Origin of the sequence: Ruegeria sediminis (genome assembly GCF_005938215.1) — a bacterium.
GTDB classification, from domain to species: Bacteria; Pseudomonadota; Alphaproteobacteria; order Rhodobacterales; family Rhodobacteraceae; genus Ruegeria; species Ruegeria sediminis.
Map to the genome: position 1 here is coordinate 604,652 of NZ_VCPD01000002.1, position 20,894 is coordinate 625,545.

Here is a 20,894-nt window from a genome sequence, read left to right on the forward strand (position 1 = left end):
GACATGGCCGCAGGCAACGCGCAGACTCTGGACATTTCGGCAGAAGATCGGCTGCGCGCGGATTTCTACAATTTCCTTGGGCTGCTGCTGTCCGCCCCACCGCAGCAGATGCTGCTGGACCAGATTGCCGGGCTGAGCGGCGACGAGTCCGAACTGGGCCAGGCCATCCGATCAATGGCCCGCGTCGCCAAGGTGACCAAACCCGCAGCGGCGGAACGCGAGTTCAACGCGCTGTTCATCGGCCTGGGACGGGGCGAATTGCTGCCCTATGCCAGCTTCTACCTTACCGGCTTCCTGAACGAGAAGCCCTTGGCGCAGTTGCGCAACGACATGGCGTCGCGCGGCATTACCCGCGCCGCCAACGTGTTCGAGCCCGAGGATAACATCGCCTCGCTGATGGAAATGATGGGCGGCATGATCGTCGGCCGATTTGGCGCTCCTGCCTCGCTCGAGGACCAGAAGACCTTCTGGAACAAGCACATCAGCCCCTGGGCTGGGCATTTCTTTTCGGATTTGGAAGCAGCCGAGAACTCGGTTCTCTATGCCTCGGTCGGCACCGCCGGCCGGGTGTTCATGGAGATCGAGCGCGAGGCGTTCCGAATGATGGCGGACTGAGCCGCCACTTCACCGGCGCCCGACCGGGCGTCACAACGCAAATGGGAAAGGAGTATCCCATGGGCAAGACCAAGGAAAACGGCGCAACCCGCCGCGATTTCCTGAAACTGGCCGGAACCGCAGCGCCCGCTGCCGTCGCCGCAGCCAGCCTGAGCGGAAAGGCCGAGGCGGCAGAGCCGGCGACGGACGAAACCCGCATCCAGGATACGGCGCATACCCGCGCCTACCTCGACAGCGCCCGGTTCTGATCCGGACGCCGTCACACCCGGTCGACGGTTGCGTGAGGCCCTGACGCCGGTTTTGGGAGCACCAAGCCAGCCATGCCCTGCGCATGGCACGCAAGGGAGGATGGAAATGCTTAGGAAAAAGACCAACGGGGTTGCGAGACGCCCCCAGCGGACTTCGATCCTGTCCACGATCGGCGAAAAAACCGTTGATCGTCGCGCGTTCCTGCGCGGATCGGGCCTGACGATCGGCGGCCTTGCCGCGATCAGCGCCACGGGGGGCACCGTGACGCCGGCATCGGCCCAGACAGCGGCGGCCACCGCCGTTGAGAACGTGAAATCTGTCTGCACGCACTGCTCGGTCGGCTGCACCGTGGTCGCCGAAGTTCAGAACGGCGTCTGGATCGGCCAGGAACCCGGCTGGGACAGCCCTTTCAACTTGGGCGCCCACTGCGCCAAAGGGGCATCCGTGCGCGAGCACGCGCATGGCGAACGCCGCCTGAAGTATCCGATGAAGAAAGAGGGCGGCGAGTGGAAGCGCATCAGCTGGGAAGAGGCGATCAACGAGATCGGCGACGGCATGATGAAGATCCGCGAGGAAAGCGGACCTGACAGCGTCTACTGGCTGGGCTCGGCCAAGCACAACAACGAACAGGCCTACCTGTTCCGCAAGTTCGCGGCCTACTGGGGCACCAACAACGTGGACCACCAGGCGCGGATCTGCCACTCGACCACGGTGGCCGGCGTTGCGAACACATGGGGCTACGGCGCCATGACCAATTCGTACAACGACATCCACAACTCCAAGGCCATCTTCCTGATCGGCGGCAACCCTGCCGAGGCGCATCCCGTCTCGCTGCTGCATATCCTGAAGGCCAAGGAGCAGAACAATGCGCCGCTGATCGTCTGCGATCCGCGCTTCACGCGCACCGCGGCCCATGCCGACGAATTTGTCCGCTTCCGCCCCGGCACCGACGTGGCGCTGATCTGGGGCATCCTGTGGCACATCTTCGAGAACGGCTGGGAGGACAAGGAGTTCATCCGCACCCGCGTCTGGGGGATGGATCAGATCAAGACCGAGGTCGCCAAGTGGAACCCCGAAGAAACCGAGCGCGTGACCGGCGTTCCGGGTTCGCAGCTTCGCCGCGTGGCGCTCACCATGGCCAACAACCGGCCGGGCACCGTCATCTGGTGCATGGGCGGCACCCAGCACACCAACGGCAACAACAACACCCGCGCCTATTGCGTGCTTCAGCTTGCGCTGGGCAACATGGGCACTTCGGGTGGCGGAACCAACATCTTCCGCGGCCATGACAACGTGCAGGGCGCAACCGATCTGGGCGTGCTGTCGCACACCCTGCCCGGTTATTACGGTCTGTCCGCCGGGGCATGGGGCCACTGGTCGCGCGTCTGGGGCGAGGATCTGGATTGGCTCAAGGGCCAGTTCGCCACGATCAAGGACAAGGATGGCAAGGACAAGCCGCTGATGAACGAAAGCGGCATCCCGGTCAGCCGCTGGATCGACGGCGTCCTGGAAGACCCGGCCAACATGGACCAGGACCACAACGTCCGGGCCATGGTCCTGTGGGGCCACGCGCCCAACTCGCAGACACGCGGGCCGGAAATGAAGACGGCGATGGAAAAGCTCGACATGCTGGTCGTGATCGACCCGTATCCGACCGTTTCCGCCGTGCTGCATGACCGCACCGACGGCGTCTATCTGCTGCCGGCCTGCACGCAGTTCGAAACCCGCGGCTCGGTCACGGCTTCGAACCGCTCGCTGCAATGGCGCGACCGCGTGGTGGCGCCGCTCTTCGAATCGTTGCCGGACGAGGTCATCATGGCCAAGTTCGCCAACAAGTTCGGCTGGTCGGACAGGCTGTTCCGCAACATCGAGATGGAGGATCCGGAAACCCCGAACGTCGAGAGCATCACGCGGGAGTTCAACAGCGGACTCTGGACCATCGGCTATACCGGTCAATCTCCGGAACGGCTCAAGAGCCACATGGCCAACCAGCACACGTTCGACAGAACGACGCTTCAGGCGATCGGCGGACCGAACGACGGCGAGTATTACGGCCTGCCCTGGCCTTGCTGGGGAACGGCCGAGATGGGCCATCCCGGCACGCCGAACCTCTACGACATGTCGAAACCGGTGGCCGAAGGCGGCCTGACCTTCCGCGCGCGCTTCGGCGTCGAGCGGGACGGTGAGAACCTGCTGGCCGAAGGGGTCTACAGCGTCGGGTCGGAGATTCAGGACGGCTATCCGGAATTCACCATGCAGATGCTGATGGATCTCGGATGGGACGGCGACCTGACGGCCGAGGAACGGGCGGTGATCGACGGCATCGCAGCTGAAAAGACCAACTGGAAGACCGACCTCTCGGGCGGCATCCAGAGGGTCGCGATCAAGCATGGCTGCGCCCCGTTCGGCAACGCCAAGGCCCGCACGGTGGTCTGGACCTTCCCGGACCCGATCCCGCTGCACCGCGAGCCGCTCTACACGCCGCGGCGCGACCTCGTGGCCGATTATCCGACCTACGAGGACCGGCACGCCTATCGCCTTCCGACGCTCTACGCATCGATCCAGAAGAACGACTTTTCAAAGGATTACCCGATAATCCTCACTTCAGGTCGTCTGGTCGAATACGAGGGCGGCGGCGACGAGACGCGGTCGAACCCGTGGCTGGCCGAGCTGCAGCAGGACATGTTCGTCGAGATCAACCCGCGCGACGCCAACAACCTTGGCATCCGTGACGGGAGCCAGGTCTGGGTCGAAGGTCCCGAAGGCGGCAAGGTCAAGGTGATGGCGATGCTGACCGAAAGGGTCGGCGCAGGGGTGGCCTTCATGCCATTCCACTTTGGCGGCCATTTCCAGGGCGATGATCTGCGGCACAAGTATCCCGCGGGCGCCGACCCCTACGTTCTGGGCGAAAGCACGAACACCGCACAGACCTATGGCTATGATTCAGTGACCCAGATGCAGGAGACCAAGGCGACTCTCTGCAAGATCTGGGCAGCGTAAGGAGGACGACAATGGCTAGAGCGAAGTTTCTCTGTGACGCTGAACGCTGCATCGAGTGCAATGCCTGCGTGACGGCCTGCAAGAACGAGCACGAGGTGCCCTGGGGCATCAACCGCCGGCGGGTCGTGACGATCAATGACGGCAAACCGGGCGAACGCTCGATCTCGGTGGCCTGCATGCATTGTTCGGATGCGCCCTGCATGGCTGTCTGTCCGGTGGACTGCTTCTACCAGACCGAAGACGGTGTGGTGCTGCATTCCAAGGACCTGTGCATCGGTTGCGGCTATTGCTTCTACGCGTGCCCCTTCGGCGCACCGCAATATCCGCAGGCGGGCAATTTCGGATCCCGCGGCAAGATGGACAAGTGCACCTTCTGCGCCGGCGGCCCCGAAGAGACCCATTCGACCGCGGAATTCGCCAAATACGGGCGCAACCGGATCGCCGAAGGCAAGCTGCCTCTGTGCGCCGAGATGTGCTCGACCAAGGCGCTTCTGGCAGGCGACGGCGACGTGGTCTCGGCCATATACCGCGAACGCGTCGTGGCGCGCGGGTTCGGCTCGGGCGCGTGGGGCTGGGGCACGGCCTATGACCAGAAAGGCGGCTGATCCCGCTTGATGATCCTGACGCGCGGCGGCGGCCCACCCGCCGCCGCGCATCTTCACGCGCATTCGGAGCTGCAAGATGACGGAAGACGTCTATTGGATCCTGCGTCTGACCATCCGGGATGGGCAGGACGCGGCCTTTGAGACGCTGATGGGCGACATGGTGGCCGCCACGCTGAATGAGAGCGGAGCCAGGGCCTATGAATGGCATCGCGCGGGGTCCGAGGTGCATATCTTTGAACGCTACGCCAGCGCTGAAGACGCCTTGATTCACCTGGGCAATTTCGGTGCGCATTTCGCCGACCGGTTCATGGCGATCCTCAAGCCGACCGGCCAGGATGTCTACGGCGCCGTCGATGAAAAGCTGCACAAGACGCTTTCGGCGCTGAACGCAAAATTCTACGACCAGGTGGGCGGCTTCAGCCGCTGACCGGGCAAGTCAAGGGAGGCCCGTCCGATGCGCCTGATACTCTCCGTTCTCGTCCTTCTGACCTGGGGTACCTTCGCCTGGGCGCAGGAGGCTCAGCAGGAGGCACCCTCAGCGCCTGACCGCTCCGCCACTGGCGGTGCTACCACGCTCGAGGACATTCTTGCCCGTCAGCGCGGCGAAAAAGTGGACGACACCTTTCGCTCGAGCGACACGGGCCAGGGCAATGTGGAAGGGTTGATCGGGCAACTTGGTACGCGAGGCACCGCCTCGGACAGCGAACTGTACCGCGCCCTGCGTTACGGAACGGCGGACGTCACGGTTTCCTCGCGCAGCCCCGGGTCCGCCGTGGTGATCCAGGACGCAGGCATGTGGTGGCTCGACTTCCGCTCGGGTCCGCTGCGCACCTACGGCACCTACATTCTGGGCGGAATGCTGGTCGTGCTGCTGCTCTTTTACCTGATCCGCGGCAAGATCCGCATCGACGGGGAAAAGACCGGCCGGACCGTCACCCGGTTCTCCGGCTTTGAACGGTTCGGGCACTGGCTGTTCGGCGGCTCGTTCCTGATCCTGGGCGTGACCGGCCTGATCGCGCTTTACGGCCGCGATTTCCTGATACCGGTTTTCGGCAAGGACGGTTTCGCCACCTTCGCGCTGGCCAGCAAATGGATCCACAACAACATCGCCTGGGCCTTCATGCTTGGTCTGGTCATCATCACCGTCAACTGGGTGGTTCACAACATCCCCAACATGGGCGACCTGAAATGGCTTGCCGCGGGAGGCGGGCTGTTTACCAAGGGCAGCCACCCCCCTGCCAGAAAATTCAATGCAGGGCAAAAGATCATCTTTTGGCTCTGCGTCATCCTTGGCGTGTCTATCAGCCTGTCGGGCCTGTCGCTGCTGTTTCCCTTCGAGATGCCGATGTTCGCCAAGACCTTCGTCATCGCCAACGCCACCGGCGTTCCCGAACTGCTGGGCCTGAACCTGCCCGAACAGATGTCGCCGCATGAAGAGATGCAATACGCGCAGATCTGGCACGTTATGGTCGCCTACGGCTTCATCGCCATCATCCTGGCCCATATCTACCTGGGCTCGGTTGGCATGGAGGGCGCGTTTGACGCGATGGGAACCGGCGAGGTCGAAGAACAATGGGCGCGCGAGCACCATTCGCTGTGGCTGGAGGAGGTCGAGGAGGCCGAGGCCTCCAAGGGCGCGGCCTCACCGGCGGAATAGATGCGAGCGCTGGCCTTCGCGCTGGCGTTCTGTCCGCTGCCCTTGTGGGCGGCCGAATTTTTCACGCTCAAGGGGCATGGCGGGCCGATCATGGACATTGCCGCCGCGGCGGACGGGCGGATCGCCACGGCCAGCTTCGACAATTCCGTGGGCCTGTGGAATGGCCACAACCCGAACTGGCTCGAAGGGCATGAGGCCGCCGTCAATGCCGTGGTATTCAACGGCACCGCCGTCTATTCCGCTGGCGACGACTTTACCCTGCGCCGGTGGCCGGACGGCGAGGTGGTCGGGCGGCATCAGGGCAAGATCGTGGGGATCGCTGCGTCCAAGATGCATGTGGCGACTGCCAGTTGGGACGGGACCATCGGAGTGTGGCCGGTTGACGGCTCGGAACCCCGGATGCTTGGTCCCATCGGCAGCGGCGTGAACGCGGTGGCGTTCACGGCGGACGGCACGCAGCTGTATTCCGCCGGTGCCGATGGCGCGCTCCGCCTCTGGGATCTGGCCAGCGGCACCGAGACCAATCGGGTCCTCAAGCACGGGTTCGGGATCAACGAATTGATCCTGAACGAGGCCGACGGATGGATCGCCTATGGTGCCGTGGACGGCGTGACCCGGATACTTGACCTGAGCACCGGCGAAGAGCGCGACTTCACCCTCGAACGCCGACCGATCCTGGCGCTTGCCCTCAGCCCCGACCGCAGCCAGCTTGCCGTTGGCGATGGCGAAGGATTCATCATGGTGATCGACACCCGGACCTGGAACATCGCCCGGGATTTCCGCGCCACCCTGCGCGGGCCGGTCTGGGCGCTGGCCTATTCGCCCGATGGCGAGAACATCCATGCGGGCGGCATCGACGATGCCATGTACAGCTGGCCCGTATCCGCGCTAGGCGAACACCAGCAGATGGCCAAAGTCGAGCAAAGTTTTCTGAAAGACCCGGGCGAGATGGAAAACGGCGAGCGGCAGTTTGCCCGCAAATGCTCGATCTGCCACGCGCTGACACACGACGGCGGCCGCCGCGCCGGGCCGACGCTGCACGGGGTGTTCGGGCGACCGGCAGGAACCGTTCCCGGCTATCTCTATTCCGATACGCTGAAAAATTCCGATATCGTCTGGAATGACGACAGCATTAATGCTCTTTTCGATCTGGGCCCGGACCATTACATTCCGGGCTCCAAGATGCCGATGCAGAGGATCACGGCTGCGCAGGACCGCGCCGACCTGGTCGATTTTCTACGCCGCGCCACTTCGCAGGAGGAGGAGAGATGAAAGCGTTTCTGGCCGCCGTCGCCACCATGGTCGTGATCGCCGCGGTCGCACCAATGGCACTGGAACAGGCAGGGTTTTCCGCCGACGGCTCGACAAGTTCTTCCGTTCGCCTCGACTGAATGCCCGAATTCCTGACCACCCGAGAGCTGGCCGACCTGCTGCGCATCGGCGAGCGCAAGGCTTATGACCTGGCATCATCCGGTGAAATTCCGCATGTGCGCGCCATGGGCAAACTGCTGTTCCCACGCTCCGAGATCCTGGCCTGGCTGAACGCCTCGCGGTCGGGGCCGCAGGTCGCGGACCCACCCCTGCCCCCGATCGTCGCGGGCAGCCACGATCCGCTTCTGGATTGGGCCCTGCGCGAAAGCGGATCGGGGCTGGCCACCTACTACGACGGCTCCTTTGACGGTCTGGAACGGCTCAGGGATCGCAGCGCGCAGGCTGCGGCGCTGCACATACATGAGGATGGCGGCTTCAACACGACCGCCCTGCGTCAGGCGGTCGGTGAATCTCCGGTCGTTCTGATCGAGATCGCGCACCGCCGGCGTGGTCTGTTGCTTGCCCCGGGCACCACAGGAATTGCCGGATTTGCCAACCTCGGGGGCCGCCGTGTGGTTCTCCGCCAGGACAGCGCCGCCAGCCAGCGACTGTTCGATGCGCAACTCGATGCGCACGGCTTGAAACGCGATGACCTGAAAACCCTGCCCGCCTGCGCCCGCACCGAGGAGGAACTGGCCATCGCGCTCCATGACGGCAAGGCCGAGGCCGGTTTCGGACTGGGCGCTTTGGCGGGGCTTTACGGTCTTGGCTTCGTTCCCACTCACGAGGAACGCTTTGACCTTGCAGTGTGGCGCCGCGCCTATTTCGATCCGCCGATGCAAAGCTTGATGGATTTCCTGCGTTCTTCCCGCTTTGCGAAACGGGCCGAAGAACTTGGTGGTTACGACCTTACCGGGCTGGGCACCGTCCATCACAACGGCGCCAGCGGTTAGGCACAGTAGACGCCGTCACCGGCACCATCCGTTCCCGCCGCGGACCGATCACTGCGCGTTCGGAAAGAACAACTGTTCCCCGTCAAGCTTGAAAGAGGCGATCGCCGCCTGCCCCTCTTCGCTCAGCAGCCAGTCGATGAACCTCTGGGCAGCCGCAACGCGAACGCCAGGGTGCTTGTCGGGGTTCACGAGGATCACGCCATACTGGTTGAAGAGCTTCGGATCGCCTTCGACGAGGATATTCAGTTTACCCTTGTTGCCAAAGGCCAGCCACGTGGCCCTGTCGGTCAGCGCATAGGCGTCCATTCCCGAGGCCACGTTCAACGTCGCCCCCATTCCCGAACCGGTTTCGCGGTACCAGTTGCCCGAGGCATCGGCCACGTCGATCCCCGCCTCTTTCCAGTGCCGCAACTCGGCCTTGTGTGTCCCGCTGTTGTCACCGCGCGAGACGAAGGGGGCCCTGGTGTCGGAAATCGCGGTCAAGGCCGCCACGATATCCGTGCCTCCCTTGACCTTGGCCGGGTCTGATCTTGGACCCACCAGAACGAAGTCGTTGTACATGACGTCGAACCGCTCGACGCCCCAGCCTTCGGCGACGAATTTCTCTTCCGCCTGCTTGGCGTGGACAAGCAGGACATCACCGTCCCCGTTCATCGCATTCTTGATCGCCTGCCCCGTGCCGACGGCAACCACCCGGACATCGATACCGGTCTCGGCTTCGAAGCCCGGCAGGATGTAATCCAGCAGTCCCGAATTCTGCGTCGAAGTGGTCGACTGCACCACGATGAAGGACTCTTCGGCCTGCGCGGTGCCTGCCGCCAGCCCAAGCGCGACCGCGCCCGCCCGGATCCAAGTTCCGATCATTGCCTGCTCTCCTGTTGTTTTTTCAGATGATCAATCCGCCGGCGAGGTAAAGTTGCGCCGCCTGGCTTCGCGGGGTGTCCAGCACTTCGCTGGCCGGGCCATGTTCGACCACGCGACCGCCCTGCATCATCACCACGTCCGCAGCCAGGCGCCGCGCCTGACCGATGTCGTGTGTCACCATCACGATCCGCACGCCCTGCGCCGAGGCATGCAGGACCATCCGCTCGATCGTCTGCGTGGCCGCCGGGTCCAGCGCGCTTGTCGGTTCGTCGAGAAACAGGATCTCGGGTCCGGTGGCCAGCGCCCGCAGGATCGCAAGCCGCTGCGCCTCGCCGCCGGAAAGCGACCGCGCCGACTGCCTGGCCTTCGCCGTCAGGCCGCCCTCTTGCAAAAGCGTCTCGATCCGGGCGCGCCGTGCCGTCCGGTTCAACCCCTGCCGCCTGAGCACGAAGTCCAAGTTGCCCGCCACCGACCGCCGCAGCAGGACCGGCTGCTGGAACACCATCGCCTGTTGCGCTTTTTGCCGTGCTCCGAGCGGCATGCCGTCCTGCAGCACCTGCCCCACGTCCGGGGCGATAAGCCCGTGCAGACAGCGCAACAACAGGCTTTTGCCCGCGCCGTTTGGCCCAAGGATCAGGGTCGGCCCGGGTCCGTCGAGCATCAGATGCGGAACATTCAGCAAAGTTCCGCCGTTGCGCCCTATGCGAATGTCCCGGACTTCGAGACCCGCAAGCGGTTCCAATGCCAGGTCACGCATGGGTCAGCCCCTCCTGCTCGGCCCGCAGACTCAGCGCACTGACGAGTGCATTCACCGCCACGGCGATGCCGATCAGGATCACGCCCAGGGCCAGCGCCAACGCCAGATTGCCCTTGGAAGTCTCAAGCGCGATGGTGGTGGTCATCACGCGGGTCACGTGGTTGATGTTGCCGCCGACGATGATCACCGCTCCAACCTCGGCAATCGCCCGTCCGAAACCGGCCAGCAGCGCGGTGATCAGAGCCAGTCGGGCGTCCCACAACAGTACGGGGACCGAAGCCAGACGGGATACGCCCAGCGAGCGCAACTGCTCGGAATATTCCTCGGCCAGCATTTCGACCACCTGCCGGGTCAGGGCGGCGATGATGGGCGAGACCAGAACCACCTGCGCTATGATCATGGCGGTCGGGGTATAAAGCAATTCCAGGACCCCGAGCGGCCCCGAGCGCGACAGCATCAGATAGACCAGCAGACCAACGACCACCGGCGGCAGACCCATCAGCGCGTTCAGCAGCACGATCACCGCGCGCCGGCCCGGGAAGCGTCCGACGGCCAAAGCCGCCCCCAGCGGCATCCCGATCACCGCCGAAACCAGAACCGCCAGAAGAGAAACGCGCAAGGACAGCAGAACGATCGCCCACAACTCGGCATCCCCTTGAAGGATCAAGAGCATCGCATCGCTGATTTCTGCTGCGAAATCCTGCATTTTCTACCGAGTTTTCACCCAACCGGACAATGTGCGCCAATTTGCCTTATTATTCTAACCCATTGGCGCTAAATCTCCATCAACAAAACCGACGCTCGCATGAAAAAACGCGGCCCCTTTCGGGACCGCGTTCTGCGCTTTTTTGTCCGTCTAAGCGGACTCAAAAGGTGATCGTCAGTTCAACGCCGCATCCGTGATCTGGTGAGTCCAGGCGCCTTCGGGCTCTTTGGTGATCACCGGATCCGAACCTCCTGCCAGCAACGTGCTTACCGTGCGCTCGAAATCGGCCGGATCAAGCGAACCGTTCGAACCGGCAGTCAATTTGGCGATCTCGCCCATCATGCGCTTCTGGTGCTCTTCGGTCTGAGCGCCGGTCGCATCGTTGTCCAGCACGATCATCGCCGCGTCTTCCGGATTCTCCTCGGCCCATTTCCAGCCCTTCATCGAGGCCCGCACGAAACGTTCCATCTTGTCGACAAACGCCGGGTCGCTCAGATTTTCCTCCAGCACGTACAGACCGTCCTCCAGCGTCGCCACGCCCTGATCCTCGTACTTGAACGTCACCAACTCATCCGGGCTGACGCCTGCATCAATGACCTGCCAGTATTCATTGTAGGTCATGGTGCTGATGCAATCGGCCTGCCGCTGCAGCAGCGGGTCCACGTTGAAACCCTGCTTGAGTACTTCGACGCCGTTTTCGCCCTTGCCGCCAGTATCGATGCCCAGCTGGCTCATCCAGCTCATGAACGGAAACTCGTTGCCGAAGAACCAGACGCCCAGCGTCCGGTTCTTGAGGTCTTCGGGCGATGTGATGCCCGCGTCCTTCCAGCAGGTGAGCATCATGCCCGAACTCTTGAAAGGTTGCGCGATGTTGACCAGCGGCAGCCCTTTTTCGCGCGCCGCCAGCGCGGCCGGCATCCATTCGACCGTCACGTCGGCGCCGCCGCCCGCGATCACCTGCGTGGGCGCGATGTCCGGACCACCGGGCAGGATGGTCACATCCAGACCTTCCTCTTCGTAGAATCCCTGATCCAGCGCCACGTAATACCCGGCGAATTGCGCCTGGGTCACCCATTTCAGTTGCAGCGTCACCTCGTCCGCCGCCCATGCGCTGCCAGCAGCCAGACCAAAGGCGGCGACCGCCCCACACATCATCTTTTTCATATTCGACTCTCCTTGTTGCGATTTCCGCCCCGTTCCCGGGGTCTGTTTGGTTATTCTAATCTTATCCGCGCTGTGACGGATGCCAAAAAGTGACCGCCTTTTCGATCATTGCCACCATACCGTAGAACGCAGTTCCCGCCAGCGCCGCGACGACGATCTCGGCCCAGACCATATCCAGGGACAATTGCCCCACGCTTGTCGATATGCGGAAGCCCATCCCGACCGTCGGCGAGCCGAAGAACTCGGCCACGATCGCCCCGATCAGGGACAGCGTGGTCGAAATCTTGAGCCCGTTGAAGATGAACGGCATCGCCGCCGGCAGGCGCAGCTTGAAGAAGCTTTGCCAGTAGGAGGCCGCATAGGTCTCCATCAGGTCCCGCTGCATGGCGGTTGCCTCGCGCAGGCCCGCCACGGTGTTGACCAACATCGGGAAGAACACCATGACGACGACGACGGCAGCCTTGGACTCCCAGTCGAAGCCGAACCACATCACCAGGATGGGCGCGGTTCCGACGATGGGCAAGGCGGCCGCGAAACTGCCAACGGGCAACAGGCCCATGCGCAGGAAATCCGAGCGGTCCACCGCGATCGCCGTCAGAAAGGCCGCGATGCAGCCGATCAGATACCCGCTGAGCGCGCCCTTCAGGATCGTCTGCACGAAATCCGCCCACAAGATCGGAATGCTATCGGAGAACCGCACCGCGATGGTCGATGGGGCCGGAAGGATCACCAGCGGCACGTCGAGCCCGCGCACGAGCAATTCCCAGACGCCGATGACGGTCAGTCCAAAGATCAAGGGCACCGCAAGCTGCACCGCCCGCGAACCGGAGTTCGGACCCTCGGCCAACCGGGTATTCACCCACCAGCCCACCCCCCAAAGAGCGACCGCAAAGGCAACCATCACCATGACGCGCCGTCCCCCTGCTGTTTTTTCCCGAAGGAACTGGGTGTGTACCGCATCCGCCTCATGCCGCGATCCCCATTCGCCTTAGCACCGCACGCTCGATCAGACCGAGAAGGCCCACCAGACAGGCGGCCAGGATGGCTGCGGCAAACAGCGCCGACCAGATCTGGACGGTCTGGCCATAATAACTCCCCGCCAGCAGCCGCGCGCCAAGGCCCGCAACGGCCCCGGTCGGCAACTCACCGACAATCGCGCCCACCAGCGAGGCCGCGATCCCGATCTTGAGAGAAGCGAAGAGATAGGGCATCGACGCCGGCAGCCTCAGTTTCCAGAAGCCTTGTGCGTTCGTGGCGTTGTAGGTGCGCAGCAGGTCGAGCTGCATCATGTCAGGGCTGCGCAGCCCCTTCACCATGCCGACGACGACCGGAAAGAAACTGAGATAGGCCGAGATCACCGCCTTGGGGATGATCCCCTGCACGCCGACCGAATAGAGCACCACGATGATCATCGGCGCAAGCGCGATGATCGGAATGGTCTGGCTGACGATGGCCCAGGGCATTACCGACATGTCCATGACCCGGGAATGCACGATCCCGACCGCCAGCAGGATTCCCAATCCCGTACCGATGGCAAAGCCCAGCACCGTCGCGCTCAACGTGACCCAGCCATGATAGATCAGCGATCGTTTAGACGTGATCTTCTTTGCAACGGTGGTGTCCCACAGTTCGGCGGCGACCTGATGCGGTGCAGGCAGACGAGGCCGCTCTTGCGCCCAAGTGGCCGGGATCGCGAAACTGTTGCGCGCCGCAAGCGCGAATTCGCTCAGGTCGCGCCGCTCTTTCGCGCCGGGCGGTACGACCTCGGCGCCGGCACGCTCGACCTCGGTCAGAACGCCCTTGATGTTCATCGGAACGCAGGCGCCGTACCAGAGGACGACGATCGCCGCGACAACCGTCAGAACGGCCAGCACCGATTTCATGACACCTCTCCCGTTCCAGTGCCGCGATCAGTCATCGGAATGCCCCGCGCGCAGACCTTCGCGAACCCTGTGCGCCACCTCGATGAATTCCGGCGTGTCGCGAATGTCGAGCGGACGCTCCTTCGGCAGCGGGCTGTCGATGATGTCGGTGATCCGCCCTGGCCGCGGGCTCATCACCACGATCCGGGTGCTGAGATAGACGGCCTCGGGGATGGAGTGGGTGACAAAGCCGATGGTCTTTTCCGTTCGCGTCCACAGCGCCAGCAATTGTTCGTTCAGGTGATCGCGCACGATCTCGTCCAGCGCCCCGAAGGGTTCGTCCATCAGAAGGATGTCCGCGTCAAAGGCGAGTGCCCGCGCGATCGAGGCGCGCTGCTGCATCCCGCCGGAAAGCTGCCAGGGAAATTTCTCGCCGAACCCTTCCAGATCAACGAGTTCCAGGACATTTCTCACGCGACTTTCCTGCTCGTCCCGAGAGTATCCCATGATCTCCAACGGCAGTTTGATGTTCTTGGCGATGGTCCGCCAGGGATACAGTCCCGCTGCCTGAAACACATACCCATAGGCGCGCTTCCTCCGCGCCTCGTCCGGAGTCATGCCGTTGACCGACAATTCCCCGCCAGTCGGGGTTTCAAGCGCCGCCACGCAGCGCAGAAAGGTGGTCTTGCCGCAGCCCGAGGGGCCGATGAAGCTGACGAAATCACCCTTGTTCACCGTCAGGTTCACGTCCTTGAGCGCCTGCACCGGCCCGTCATTGGTCTGGAACACCAGATCCAACTGCCTTGCCTCGATGACGGGCTGGGTATTGCTTTCAGTATTCATTCTATCGCCTTGAAAAGATGAAGGTCCGAACCGCCGAAACGGCCCGACTTCGAATCACACACCTGTCGCCGGAATCCCCGTCCGTTCCACCGGCCGCGGCGCGGTCAGTTCCTTCCAGGTGCTGAGCGCCTTGTTCACGGTGGTGTTCGCCTCGCGCGCCACGAATTTGCCATGGCCTTCCTGGGTGCGGATTTCCCCGTCATGCACCGCGACCTGACCGCGGGTCAGGGTAAAGCGCGGCAGGCCCTTGACCTCGTGCCCCTCGAACACGTTGTAGTCGATCGAAGACTGCTGAGACGACGCGCGGATCGTCTTGGATTTCTCCGGATCCCAGACCACCAAGTCCGCATCGGCGCCGACCAAAACCGCGCCCTTTTTCGGATAACAATTCAATATCTTGGCGATGTTTGTTGACGTGACTGCCACGAATTCGTTCGGAGTCAGACGGCCCGTGTTCACACCATGGGTCCAAAGCATCGGCATCCGGTCCTCCAGCCCCCCGGTCCCGTTCGGGATCTTGGTGAAATCACCGACGCCATAGCGTTTCTGTTCGGTCGTGAAGGCGCAGTGATCGGTGGCGACGACCGACAGCGAACCGGACTGCAACCCGGCCCAAAGGCTGTCCTGATGCTGCTTGTTGCGGAAGGGTGGCGACATCACGCGGCGGGCGGCATGATCCCAGTCGGGGTTGAAATACTCGCTCTCGTCAAGCGTCAGATGCTGGATCAACGGCTCGCCCCAGACCCGCTTGCCCTGCATCCGCGCGCGGCGGATCGCCTCGTGCGCCTCCTCGCACGAGGTATGCACGACATAAAGCGGCACGCCGGCCGTGTCGGCGATCATGATGGCGCGGTTGGTGGCCTCGCCCTCGACCTGGGGTGGCCGGGAATAGGCATGTGCCTCGGGGCCTGTATTGCCCTCGGCCATCAGCTTGGCCTGCAATTCAGCCACCACGTCGCCGTTTTCCGCATGGACCAGAGCGATGCCACCCAACTCGGCCAGCCGCTTGAACGAGGCGAACAATTCGTCGTCGTTCACCATCAGCGCGCCCTTGTAGGCCATGAAATGCTTGAACGTGTTGATCCCGCGCTGTTCGATCACCGTCTTGATGTCGTCGAAAACCTGCTCGCCCCACCAGGTCACGGCCATGTGGAAAGAATAGTCGCAATTGGCGCGCGTCGACTTGTTGTCCCAGCGTTTCAGCGCGTCCAGCAGGCTCTCGCCCGGATTGGGCAGCGCGAAGTCCACCACCATCGTTGTGCCGCCCGCCAAGCCGGCCCGCGTTCCGCTTTCGAAATCGTCCGAACTGTAAGTGCCCATGAAGGGCATCTCCAGATGGGTATGCGGATCGATGCCGCCCGGCATCACGTAGCAGCCTGTCGCGTCCAGTTGCTCGTCACCCTTCAGGTCGGGTCCGATCTGGGTGATCACCCCGCCCTCGATCAGCACATCCGCCTTGTAGGTCAGATCGGCGGTGACGATGGTTCCGTTCTTGATGACTGTGGTCATTTTGTTCTCCCTGCGGGCGCGTCAAGCACGCCTCTCTTCATCTTTTTTTAAATACTCCGGGGGTCCGGGGGCAGAGCCCCCGGCTATTCCACGACCTCCGCCGTCTCCACGACCGCATGGAACAGCACATCGGCCCCGGCGGCGGCCCAATCCTTGCTGATTTCTTCGGCCTCGTTATGGCTCAGCCCGTCCACGCAGGGGCACATGACCATGGCGGTCGGCGCCACCCGGTTGATCCAGCAGGCGTCATGACCGGCTCCCGAGATGATGTCCGTATGCGAATAGCCCAGCCGCTCGGTCGCGTTGCGCACGGCGGCCACGCAGTTTTCGTCGAATTTGACCGGGTCGAAGCCGCCCACTTTCTCGAATTCGATCTGCAGCCCCATTTCGTCGGCGATGTCCTCGGCGGCGACGCGCAGGCGGTTCTCCATGTCCCGGATCACCTCCAGATCGGGCGAGCGGAAATCGACCGTGAACACCGCCTTTCCAGGGATCACGTTGCGCGAGTTGGGATAGACGTCGATATGCCCCGCAGCGCCGACGGCGTGAGGCGCGTGGGACCATGCGATTTCGTCCACCTTCTCCAGCACCCGCGCCATGGCGAGCCCCGCATTCTTGCGCATGGGCATGGGGGTCGAGCCGGTATGGGCATCCTTGCCGGTGATCGTCACCTGCGTCCAGCTGAGGCCCTGCCCGTGGGTGACGACACCGATATCCTTGCCCTCGGCTTCCAGGATCGGACCCTGTTCGATATGCAGTTCGAAAAAGGCGTGCATCTTGCGTGCGCCAACCTCTTCGTCGCCGCGCCAGCCGATGCGTTGCAATTCGTCCCCGAATTTCTTGCCGTCGGCATCTTCGCGCGCATAGGCCCAGTCCTGCGTGTGCATCCCCGCAAAAACGCCAGAGGCCAGCATGGCCGGGGCAAACCGCGTGCCCTCTTCGTTGGTCCAGTTGGTCACCACGATCGGGTGCTTGGTCCGGATGCCCAGATCGTTCAGCGTGCGTATGATCTCGAGCCCGCCCAATACGCCCAGGACGCCGTCATACTTGCCGCCGGTGGGCTGCGTATCGAGGTGCGACCCCACATAGACCGGCAAGGCATCTGGGTCGGCACCCTCGCGCCGCGCGAACATGTTGCCCATCTGGTCTAGGCCCATCTCGCACCCGGCATCCTCGCACCATGTCCGGAACAGCGCCCGGCCTTCGGCATCCTCGTCGGTCAGCGTCTGGCGGTTATTGCCCCCGGCCACTCCGGGACCGATCCTGGCCATCTCCATCAGGCTGTCCCACAATCTGTCGCCGTTGATCCTGAGGTTCTGCGCCGGAGCCGCCATGTCTCTCCCCCTGTTGCTCGCGATTTGGCTCGCTTTTGGTCTCATGATTTGACCATCTGGTCAAACTCACGCTATCACGGGCAAGACACCAGTCAAGAAATTGCATCACGCTGCCGGAAATTTGCCCGTTCAAGGGGCGCGCCGCTGGAAAAACGAGACAAGAAACGCCGATGGCAAACGACCGTGCCCCGACGAGGATCCAGAGGAAGAACCGGGCCGCCATTCTGGACGCCGCCCTGAACGTGTTCTCGGCGCACGGGTTCCGCGGAGCGACCGTAGACCAGATCGCCGCCGAGGCGGGACTGAGCAAACCCAACCTGCTCTACTATTTCCCTTCCAAGGAGGCAATTCACACCGCGCTTCTCTCCGGTCTTCTCGACACTTGGCTCGACCCGCTTCGGGCGCTCGAGGACAACGGCGACCCGTTGGAAGAGATCCTTGGCTACGTCCGCCGAAAGCTGCAGATGAGCCAGGAATTGCCGCGGGAAAGCCGCTTGTTCGCGAACGAACTGGTGCAGGGGGCACCCCGGATTCACGAGGCGCTGTCGCAGGACCTCAAGGCGCTGGTGGATGAAAAAGCCGCCCTGATGGAACGCTGGATGGATCAGGGCCGGATCGCCCGCGTCCATCCCTATCACCTGATCTTTTCGATCTGGTCCCTGACGCAGCATTACGCCGATTTCGACGTTCAGGTCCGCGCGGTTCTGGGCGAGGAAGACCCCTTTGCCGGCGCACCTGATTTTCTTGAGACCCTGTACCGCCGGTTGCTGACGCCCAGGCCGTAGTTTCGAGGCTCAACCCTCGGCAGGCAGTTCCCGGTCCTCGCCTTCGCCCACGGCCAGAACGGTTGTCTCGGGCGTCATTGCGCGGGCCGCGGGTGACGGCACGAATACGGCCTTGTCCTCGGCCTCGACCGCAGCCCGCGTCCATATCCGGAAGATCGCGAACAGGATCAGCAGGCCATGGGCCAATGCCGAAGTGATGAACAGCCCCTGCCCGCCGAACGGTGTCATGCTGAAACCGGCGACCATCGGACCCGCTATGGACCCAAGCCCGAAAACCATCAGCAACCCGCCGCTGACCTGAATCGCCGTCCCCTCGGGCGCGTGGTCGTTGGCATGGGCGATGATGATCGGATACATGGCGTAAATCGCCGCTCCGAAAAGCGCGGACAGGGCCAGGTTGACCTCGACCGCTTCCGGGCGGAGCAATATGAAGACCAGATCGACCGCAAGCGCGGTCAGCGCAACCCCGACCAGAACGACCCTCCGGTCCATCCGGTCCGACATCCAGCCGATGGGAACCTGTGAAAAGGCGCCGGCAAGCACCGGCAGACTGGCGAACAGCGCAACCGACGCCACGGCCAATCCGATGCGGTCGGCATAAACCGCGGCCAGCGTGCCGAAGGCGCTGTTGGAGATGCCGACAAAAAACACGCCGAACACCGCGACGGGCGAGTTCCGCCACAGCGCCTTGAGGTCCAGACGTACGCTGACCAGCGGCTTGGGCACCTCGGTCGTGGAGATCGCCGTCGGAACCAGCGCCAGGCAGTAGAAGATCGCGGGCAAGATGAAGAACAGGAAACCCATCGGGTCCCCGAGCGTCAGAACCAGTTGCCCGGCGGTCGAAGCCGCGAGGTTTACCATGGTGTAAAGCCCGAAAATCCGACCGCGGGATGAAGGATCGGCGCGTTCGCTCAGCCAGCTTTCGACGATCATCGCGGCGCCCGCAAAACAGAACCCGGACAGCGCGCGCAGCGGAATCCAGGCACAGGGCGTCAGGAAGATCAGCGAGACAAGAACGGCGACCGCGGCAAAGGCCGCCATCACCCCGAACGAGCGGATATGCCCGACCTTGCCCACCAAGGGCGGCGTCATCAGGCACCCGGCCACGTAGCCGAACGCCCAGCCGGTGCCCAGCAGGCCGAGCGAGGATGCGCTGAATCCCTCGGCCGTGCCCCGGATGGGCAGGATCAGGCCGTTGATTCCGCCGGCAAACAGCAGCAGGGCCGAGCCGAGCAGCAGCGCGCTTACCGGAAGAATTTGCCTGAACATCTTTATGCGCTCTTGAACAATACGGGGCGGTCTTGCCGCCCCGCTTTACACAAGCCCAACCGCACGCGCCAGTGCGGCCGCGGATTTCCGCGGGTCACTCGGCCGCCTTGGCCATCGGGTTGTTCGGATGCGTGGTCCAGTTGGCGTACTCTGCCTCGACCACCTTGCCGGTGCGCGGATCGACCTCGCCCGGCTTCATCGGCACCATCGAGATGCACCCCTCGACAGGGCAGACGTCGACACACAGGTTGCAGGCGACGCATTCCTCGTCGATCACCTCGAATACGCGGTCCGGCGACATCGAGATCGCCTGATGGCTGGTGTCCTCGCAGGCGGCATAGCAACGACCGCATTTGATGCACTGGTCCTGGTCGATCTTTGCCTTGGCCACGTAGTTCAGGTTCAAATACTGCCAGTCGGTCACGTTGGGCACGGCACGGCCCACGATATCCGCAGTGTTGGAATAGCCCTTTTCATCCATCCACTTGCTCAGGCCCGCGTTCAGTTCCTCGACGATGCGGAATCCATAGGTCATCGCGGCGGTGCAGACCTGAACCGTTCCGCAACCAAGGCTCATGAACTCGGCCGCGTCGCGCCATGTGGTCACTCCGCCGATTCCCGAGATCGGCAACCCACGGGTTTCCGGATCGCGGGCGATCTCGGCCACCATGTTCAGTGCGATCGGCTTGACGGCCGGGCCGCAATAGCCGCCGTGGCTGCCCTTGCCGTCGATCGACGGTTCGGGGCTGAACGTGTCCAGATCGACCGAGGTAATCGAACTGATCGTGTTGATCAGCGACACCGCATCCGCGCCGCCGTTTTTGGCCGCCCGCGCCGGAAAGCGGATATCGGTGATGTTCGGCGTCAGCTTGACGATCACCGGCTTGTCGTAATGGGTCTTGCACCAGCGCGTGACCATTTCGATGTATTCCGGCACCTGCCCGACGGCGCTGCCCATGCCACGCTCACTCATCCCATGCGGGCAGCCGAAATTGAGCTCGATGCCATCGGCCCCGGTTTCGGCCACCCGCGGGAGGATCGCTTTCCACGCCGCTTCCTCGCAGGGCACCATGATCGACACGATCACGGCGCGGTCGGGATAGTCCGACTTCACCCGAGCGATTTCCTCGAGGTTCACCTCCAGCGGACGGTCGGTGATGAGTTCGATGTTGTTGAGGCCAAGCAGCCGTCGGTCGGCCCCGTAGATCGCGCCATAGCGCGGACCGTTGACGTTGACGACCGGCGGCCCCTCGGCCCCCAGCGTCTTCCACACGACGCCGCCCCATCCAGCCTCGAAAGCGCGGCGGACGTTGTATTCCTTGTCCGTCGGCGGCGCCGAGGCCAGCCAGAACGGATTGGGGCTTTTGATCCCCAGAAAATCGGTTGTCAGATCGGCCATTGGTCCTCCTCC

Annotated in this window: 21 protein-coding genes; 10 read left to right on the forward strand and 11 right to left on the reverse strand. The window is 63.3% G+C overall.

Annotated elements, in window-relative coordinates:
* The first annotated feature begins 3 nt into the window (after positions 1 to 3).
* From FGK63_RS07525 to FGK63_RS07560, 9 genes are all read left to right on the forward strand, one after another.
* Entirely contained in the window at positions 4 to 615 is a 612-nt protein-coding gene (locus FGK63_RS07525) for a TorD/DmsD family molecular chaperone (RefSeq protein ID WP_138840991.1), read from the forward strand.
* A 59-nt stretch (positions 616 to 674) separates the two neighbouring features.
* Positions 675 to 863: a twin-arginine translocation signal domain-containing protein gene (locus FGK63_RS07530; protein ID WP_138840992.1), complete on the forward strand. Its 189-nt coding sequence runs from the start codon at positions 675 to 677 to the stop codon at positions 861 to 863.
* Between the two features lie 106 nt (positions 864 to 969).
* The gene (locus tag FGK63_RS07535; protein WP_138840993.1) at positions 970 to 3,864 is read left to right on the forward strand and encodes a formate dehydrogenase subunit alpha; all 2,895 of its coding nucleotides are present in this window, start codon (positions 970 to 972) and stop codon (positions 3,862 to 3,864) included.
* A gap of 11 nt (positions 3,865 to 3,875) precedes the next feature.
* On the forward strand, positions 3,876 to 4,469 hold the full coding sequence (gene fdh3B, locus FGK63_RS07540; protein ID WP_138840994.1) for a formate dehydrogenase FDH3 subunit beta: 594 nt from the start codon (positions 3,876 to 3,878) through the stop codon (positions 4,467 to 4,469).
* A 76-nt stretch (positions 4,470 to 4,545) separates the two neighbouring features.
* Complete coding sequence (locus tag FGK63_RS07545) at positions 4,546 to 4,896, forward strand: putative quinol monooxygenase (protein ID WP_138840995.1); 351 nt, start codon at positions 4,546 to 4,548, stop codon at positions 4,894 to 4,896.
* Between the two features lie 27 nt (positions 4,897 to 4,923).
* Positions 4,924 to 6,126, forward strand: a complete 1,203-nt coding sequence (locus FGK63_RS07550) for a formate dehydrogenase subunit gamma (protein ID WP_138840996.1) — start codon at positions 4,924 to 4,926, stop codon at positions 6,124 to 6,126.
* Positions 6,127 to 7,398: a c-type cytochrome gene (locus FGK63_RS07555; RefSeq protein WP_138840997.1), complete on the forward strand. Its 1,272-nt coding sequence runs from the start codon at positions 6,127 to 6,129 to the stop codon at positions 7,396 to 7,398. It begins immediately after the preceding gene.
* Positions 7,395 to 7,517, forward strand: a complete 123-nt coding sequence (locus FGK63_RS21115; protein WP_281282109.1) for a hypothetical protein — start codon at positions 7,395 to 7,397, stop codon at positions 7,515 to 7,517. The genes FGK63_RS07555 and FGK63_RS21115 overlap by 4 nt, the downstream gene beginning before the upstream one ends.
* Positions 7,518 to 8,390 (forward strand): helix-turn-helix transcriptional regulator, encoded by an 873-nt coding sequence (locus FGK63_RS07560; RefSeq protein WP_138840998.1) that lies wholly within the window; start codon positions 7,518 to 7,520, stop codon positions 8,388 to 8,390.
* Between the two features lie 48 nt (positions 8,391 to 8,438).
* Here the strand turns inward: FGK63_RS07560 and FGK63_RS07565 are convergent, their stop codons facing one another.
* The 9 genes from FGK63_RS07565 to FGK63_RS07605 form a co-directional block, all read right to left on the reverse strand.
* Positions 8,439 to 9,254 carry an ABC transporter substrate-binding protein gene (locus FGK63_RS07565; RefSeq protein ID WP_138840999.1) on the reverse strand — a complete coding sequence of 272 codons (816 nt, stop codon included), beginning with the start codon at positions 9,252 to 9,254 and terminating at the stop codon, positions 8,439 to 8,441.
* A gap of 22 nt (positions 9,255 to 9,276) precedes the next feature.
* A complete protein-coding gene (locus FGK63_RS07570) occupies positions 9,277 to 10,011 on the reverse strand; it encodes an ATP-binding cassette domain-containing protein (RefSeq protein ID WP_138841000.1) in 735 nt (244 codons plus the stop codon).
* Complete coding sequence (locus FGK63_RS07575) at positions 10,004 to 10,717, reverse strand: ABC transporter permease (RefSeq protein ID WP_138841001.1); 714 nt, start codon at positions 10,715 to 10,717, stop codon at positions 10,004 to 10,006. Before FGK63_RS07575 ends, FGK63_RS07570 begins: the two co-directional genes overlap by 8 nt.
* 174 nt (positions 10,718 to 10,891) lie before the next feature.
* Positions 10,892 to 11,881, reverse strand: coding sequence for an ABC transporter substrate-binding protein (locus tag FGK63_RS07580; protein ID WP_138841002.1), 990 nt, complete (start codon positions 11,879 to 11,881; stop codon positions 10,892 to 10,894).
* A gap of 61 nt (positions 11,882 to 11,942) precedes the next feature.
* A complete protein-coding gene (locus FGK63_RS07585; RefSeq protein ID WP_138841003.1) occupies positions 11,943 to 12,788 on the reverse strand; it encodes an ABC transporter permease in 846 nt (281 codons plus the stop codon).
* A gap of 58 nt (positions 12,789 to 12,846) precedes the next feature.
* Entirely contained in the window at positions 12,847 to 13,764 is a 918-nt protein-coding gene (locus FGK63_RS07590; protein ID WP_138841004.1) for an ABC transporter permease, read from the reverse strand.
* A gap of 27 nt (positions 13,765 to 13,791) precedes the next feature.
* Positions 13,792 to 14,586 (reverse strand): ABC transporter ATP-binding protein, encoded by a 795-nt coding sequence (locus FGK63_RS07595; protein ID WP_138841005.1) that lies wholly within the window; start codon positions 14,584 to 14,586, stop codon positions 13,792 to 13,794.
* Between the two features lie 54 nt (positions 14,587 to 14,640).
* Complete coding sequence (gene hydA, locus FGK63_RS07600; RefSeq protein ID WP_138841006.1) at positions 14,641 to 16,095, reverse strand: dihydropyrimidinase; 1,455 nt, start codon at positions 16,093 to 16,095, stop codon at positions 14,641 to 14,643.
* 83 nt (positions 16,096 to 16,178) lie between these two features.
* On the reverse strand, positions 16,179 to 17,429 hold the full coding sequence (locus FGK63_RS07605; protein ID WP_138841007.1) for a Zn-dependent hydrolase: 1,251 nt from the start codon (positions 17,427 to 17,429) through the stop codon (positions 16,179 to 16,181).
* 170 nt (positions 17,430 to 17,599) lie between these two features.
* Here FGK63_RS07605 and FGK63_RS07610 point away from each other — a divergent pair, with 170 nt between their 5' ends.
* Positions 17,600 to 18,214, forward strand: coding sequence for a TetR family transcriptional regulator C-terminal domain-containing protein (locus FGK63_RS07610; RefSeq protein ID WP_138841008.1), 615 nt, complete (start codon positions 17,600 to 17,602; stop codon positions 18,212 to 18,214).
* A gap of 9 nt (positions 18,215 to 18,223) precedes the next feature.
* Here the strand turns inward: FGK63_RS07610 and FGK63_RS07615 are convergent, their stop codons facing one another.
* The gene (locus FGK63_RS07615; RefSeq protein WP_138841009.1) at positions 18,224 to 19,483 is read right to left on the reverse strand and encodes an MFS transporter; all 1,260 of its coding nucleotides are present in this window, start codon (positions 19,481 to 19,483) and stop codon (positions 18,224 to 18,226) included.
* Positions 19,484 to 19,577: 94 nt separating this feature from the next.
* On the reverse strand, positions 19,578 to 20,882 hold the full coding sequence (gene preA, locus FGK63_RS07620; RefSeq protein WP_138841010.1) for an NAD-dependent dihydropyrimidine dehydrogenase subunit PreA: 1,305 nt from the start codon (positions 20,880 to 20,882) through the stop codon (positions 19,578 to 19,580).
* Positions 20,883 to 20,894 lie beyond the last annotated feature (12 nt).